Source organism: Martelella sp. (assembly GCF_984369615.1).
The window spans coordinates 1-4,586 of record NZ_CFHTCS010000349.1 but is presented as its reverse complement, the minus strand read 5'-3'; the positions used below and the strand labels follow the sequence as shown (position 1 = coordinate 4,586).

General features: G+C 63.0%; 1 protein-coding gene. It reads right to left on the bottom strand.

Features of this window, described 5'->3' with window-relative positions; all coding sequences use genetic code 11:
* Nucleotides 1–4,586, bottom strand: a 4,586-nt coding sequence (gltB, locus tag AC5DC2_RS19920) for a glutamate synthase large subunit (RefSeq protein WP_491699730.1), incomplete at both ends; no start/stop codon positions are given.

Genomic DNA, 4,586 nt, shown 5'->3' with positions numbered 1-4,586 from the left:
CCCATGCGCATGCGCTCCATCTCTTCCAGAGCGCGGCGATATTCGACCGGCATGACCTTGCGGAACATCGGGCGGTAATGCGCCCAGTCGTCCAGGATCGCCTTGGCGCGGCCCGAGCCTGTGTAGAGCAGATGGTTGGTAATGAGCCGCACCAGGCGCTCCTCGTCATGCCGGGTCATGTCGCCGGAAACGTCGACGCGGCCCTTGTGCATGAGATCGCCGCCGTGATGGTGGAGCTTTTCCAGCATGTCGTCTTCTTCCGGCACCGGCTCCAGCATGACCATTGCCATGTTGCAGCGGTCGGCAAAGCCGCCGTCCTCATCGAGAACGTAGGCCACGCCGCCCGACATGCCGGCCGCGAAATTGCGGCCCGTCGGGCCGAGCACGACGACGAGGCCGCCGGTCATGTATTCGCAGCCATGGTCGCCAACGCCCTCGACGACGGCAATCGCTCCGGAGTTTCTGACGGCGAAGCGTTCCCCGGCCACGCCGCGGAAATAGCACTCGCCGGAAGTCGCGCCGTAAAGCACCGTATTGCCGACGATGATCGATTCCTCCGGCACGATCGGGGAGTTCTCCGGCGGACGGATGATGATCTTGCCGCCCGAAAGCCCCTTGCCGACATAGTCGTTGCCGTCACCGATCAGGTCAAAGGTCACGCCGCTTGCCAGGAACGCGCCGAAGGACTGCCCGGCCGTGCCGGTGAGCGTCACGGAGATCGTGTCTTCCTTCAGGCCCTTCTCGTTCCAGCGCTTGGCGACCTCGCCCGAGAGCATGGCGCCGGCGGAGCGGTCGACATTCTTGATCTCGACGTCGAAGGCGACCTTTTCCTTGTTCTCGAGCGCCGGCATGGCCTTTTCGATCAGCCTGCGGTCGAGAATATCGTCGATCGGGTGCTTCTGGCGCTCGGTCCAGAAGGTCGCTTCCTTGGGTGCTGCCACCTTGTGGAAGATCTTCGAAAAATCGAGCCCCTTGGACTTCCAGTGCGCGATCGCCTCATCCTTGTCGAGGAGTTCGACAGAGCCGATGACCTCGTTGAGGCTGGTGAAGCCGAGGGCCGCCAGCATCTCGCGCAATTCCTCGGCGACGAAGAAGAAGTAGTTGACCACATGTTCCGGCAGGCCCTTGAAGCGCTTCCTCAGGACCGGGTCCTGGGTGGCGACGCCGACAGGGCAGGTGTTCAGGTGGCACTTGCGCATCATGATGCAGCCGGCCGCAATCAGCGGCGCGGTGGAGAAACCGAACTCATCCGCGCCGAGCATGGCGCCGATCAGCACGTCGCGACCGGTCTTCAGCCCGCCGTCGACCTGCAGCGCGATGCGCGATCTGAGACCGTTCAGCACCAGCGTCTGCTGGGTTTCGGCAAGGCCGATTTCCCACGGGCTGCCGGCATGCTTCAGCGAGGTCAGCGGCGAAGCGCCGGTGCCGCCGTCAAAACCGGAGATGGTGATGTGGTCGGCGCGCGCCTTGGCAACGCCGGCGGCAACCGTGCCGACGCCCACTTCGGACACCAGCTTGACCGAGACATCGGCCGTCGGGTTGACGTTCTTCAGATCGTAGATCAGCTGCGCCAGATCCTCGATCGAATAGATGTCATGGTGCGGCGGCGGCGAGATGAGACCGACACCCGGCGTCGAATGACGGGTCTTGGCGATCGTCGCATCGACCTTGTGGCCGGGAAGCTGGCCGCCCTCGCCGGGCTTGGCGCCCTGGGCCACCTTGATCTGAAGCAGATCGGCATTGACCAGATATTCGGTCGTCACGCCGAAACGGCCCGACGCAATCTGCTTGATCGCCGAGCGCTCCTTCGGATAGGAGCCGTCGGGCAGCTTCAGATAGCGGTCACTCTCCTCGCCGCCCTCGCCGGTGTTCGACTTGCCGCCGATCTGGTTCATGGCAATCGCAAGCGTCGTATGCGCCTCGCGCGAAATCGAGCCGAAGGACATGGCGCCGGTGGAGAAGCGCTTGACGATCTCGGAAGCCGGTTCAACCTCCTCGAGCGGCACCGGCTCGCGTCCGATCTCCTCGGCATTCCTGATCCGGAAAAGGCCGCGAATGGTGTTCATCCGAAGCGCGGTCGTGTTTTCCATCTTCGCGAAGGCGTCATAGCGGTCGCGCGCATTGCCGCGCACGGCATGCTGCAGCTCGGCCACGGCATCCGGCGTCCAGGCATGGGCCTCGCCGCGGATCCGGTAGGCATATTCGCCGCCGATATCGAGCGTGGAAGCAAGCACGGGATCCTTGCCGAAGGCGGCGCGATGGCGGGCGACCGTCTCCTCGGCCACTTCGGTCAGGCCAACGCCCTCTATCATCGAGGCCGTGCCGAAGAAGAAGCGTTCCACGAATTCCGACGACAGGCCGATGGCGTCGAAGATCTGCGCGCCGCAATAGGACTGGTAGGTGGAGATGCCCATCTTGGACATGACCTTCAGCATGCCCTTTCCGATCGCCTTGATATAGCGGTAGATCACCTCGCCGGCGTCGACCTCCTCGGGGAACATCCCCTTGGCGTGCATATCGGCCAGCGTATCGAAGGCGAGATAGGGGTTGATGGCTTCCGCACCATAGCCGGCGAGACAGCAGAAATGATGCACTTCGCGCGGCTCGCCCGATTCGACCACGAGGCCGACCGAGGTTCTGAGCCCCTTGCGGATCAGGTGATGGTGCACGGCGGCGGTCGCCAGAAGCGCGGGGATCGCGATCCGGTCCGGGCCTATCTGGCGGTCGGAAAGCACGATGATGTTGTAGCCGCCCTTGACGGCAGCTTCCGCGCGCTCGCACAGCCGGTCGATCATCTCCGGCATGCCGGCTTCGCCCTGATCGGCGCTATAGGTAACGTCGAGCGTCTTGGTGTCGAACCGGTCCTCCGTATGACCGATGGAGCGAATCTTCTCCAGATCGCCATTGGTCAGGATCGGCTGGCGCACTTCCAGGCGCTTCTCGCGCGAGGCGCCCTCATGGTCGAGAATGTTCGGACGCGGGCCGATGAAGGAGACCAGGCTCATCACCAGCTCCTCGCGGATCGGGTCGATCGGCGGGTTGGTAACCTGGGCGAAGTTCTGCTTGAAATAGGTGTAGAGCAGCTTCGACTTGTCCGACATCGCCGAAATCGGCGTATCGGTGCCCATCGAGCCGATGGCCTCCTGGCCCGTGGTCGCCATCGGCGACATCAGGATCTTGGTGTCTTCCTGAGTGTAGCCGAAGGCCTGCTGGCGGTCGAGCAGCGACACGTCGCGCCGGAGCGCGCGCGGTTCAACCGGCTTAAGCTCCTCCAGAATGAGCTGGGTCCGGTCCAGCCAGTCCTGATAGGGGTGCATGCCGGCAAGCTCGGACTTGATCTCGTCATCGGAAATGATCCGGCCCTTTTCCATGTCGATCAGAAGCATGCGGCCGGGCTGCAGGCGCCACTTGGCAACGATGTTTTCTTCCTCGACCGGCAGAACGCCGGCTTCAGACGCCATGATGATCCGGTCATCCTTGGTGATCAGATAGCGCGCCGGACGCAGACCGTTACGGTCAAGCGTCGCGCCGATCTGGCGGCCATCGGTAAAGGCAACGGCGGCCGGGCCGTCCCACGGCTCCATCAGGGCGGCGTGATATTCGTAGAAGGCGCGCGTCTGCGGCCCCATCGACATGTTGCCGGCCCAGGCTTCCGGGATCAGCATCATCACTGCATGGGCCATGGAATAGCCGCCCTGAACCAGGAATTCGAGCGCGTTGTCGAAACAGGCCGTATCGGACTGGCCCTCGTAGGAGATCGGCCAGAGCTTGGAGATATCATCGCCGAAGAGCGGCGATGATACGGAAGCCTGCCGCGCGGCCATCCAGTTCACATTGCCCCTGAGCGTGTTGATCTCGCCGTTATGGGCGACCATGCGATAGGGATGCGACAGCTTCCACGACGGGAAGGTGTTGGTCGAAAAGCGCTGGTGCACGAGGGCAACGGCGGACTCGAAGCGCGGATCGGACAGATCCTTGTAATAGGCGCCGACCTGATAGGCGAGGAACATGCCCTTGTAGACGATGGTCGAGGACGACATCGAGACGATGTAGAAATCCTCGGCCGCGCCTTCCGATTCGGAAAAGATCGTGTTCGAGATCACCTTGCGCAGAATGAACAGACGACGTTCAAAATCCTGCTGCGTATCGGCGCGCGCGCCGGCGCCGATGAAGACCTGCAGGTGATAGGGCTCGGTGGCGGCGATATCCTCCGCCTTCGACAGCGATGAATTGTCGACAGGCACTTCGCGGAAGCCGATGAAGCGCTGTCCTTCGTCGGCGATCACCTTCTGGATGATGTCCTTGTAATGGGCGATGCGCTCGGGATCGCGCGGCATGAAGAAATAGCCGACGGCATATTCGCCGACCTTCGGCAGCACGATGCCTTCGGCCGCCATTTCCTCACGGAAGAACCTGTCCGGAATCTGCATCAGCATGCCGGCGCCGTCGCCCATCAGCGGGTCGGCGCCGACCGCGCCGCGGTGGGTGAGATTTTCGAGAATGAACAGGCCGTCCTTGACGATCTGGTGCGACTTCTCGCCCTTCATATGGGCGATGAAGCCGACGCCGCAGGCATCGTGCTCGTT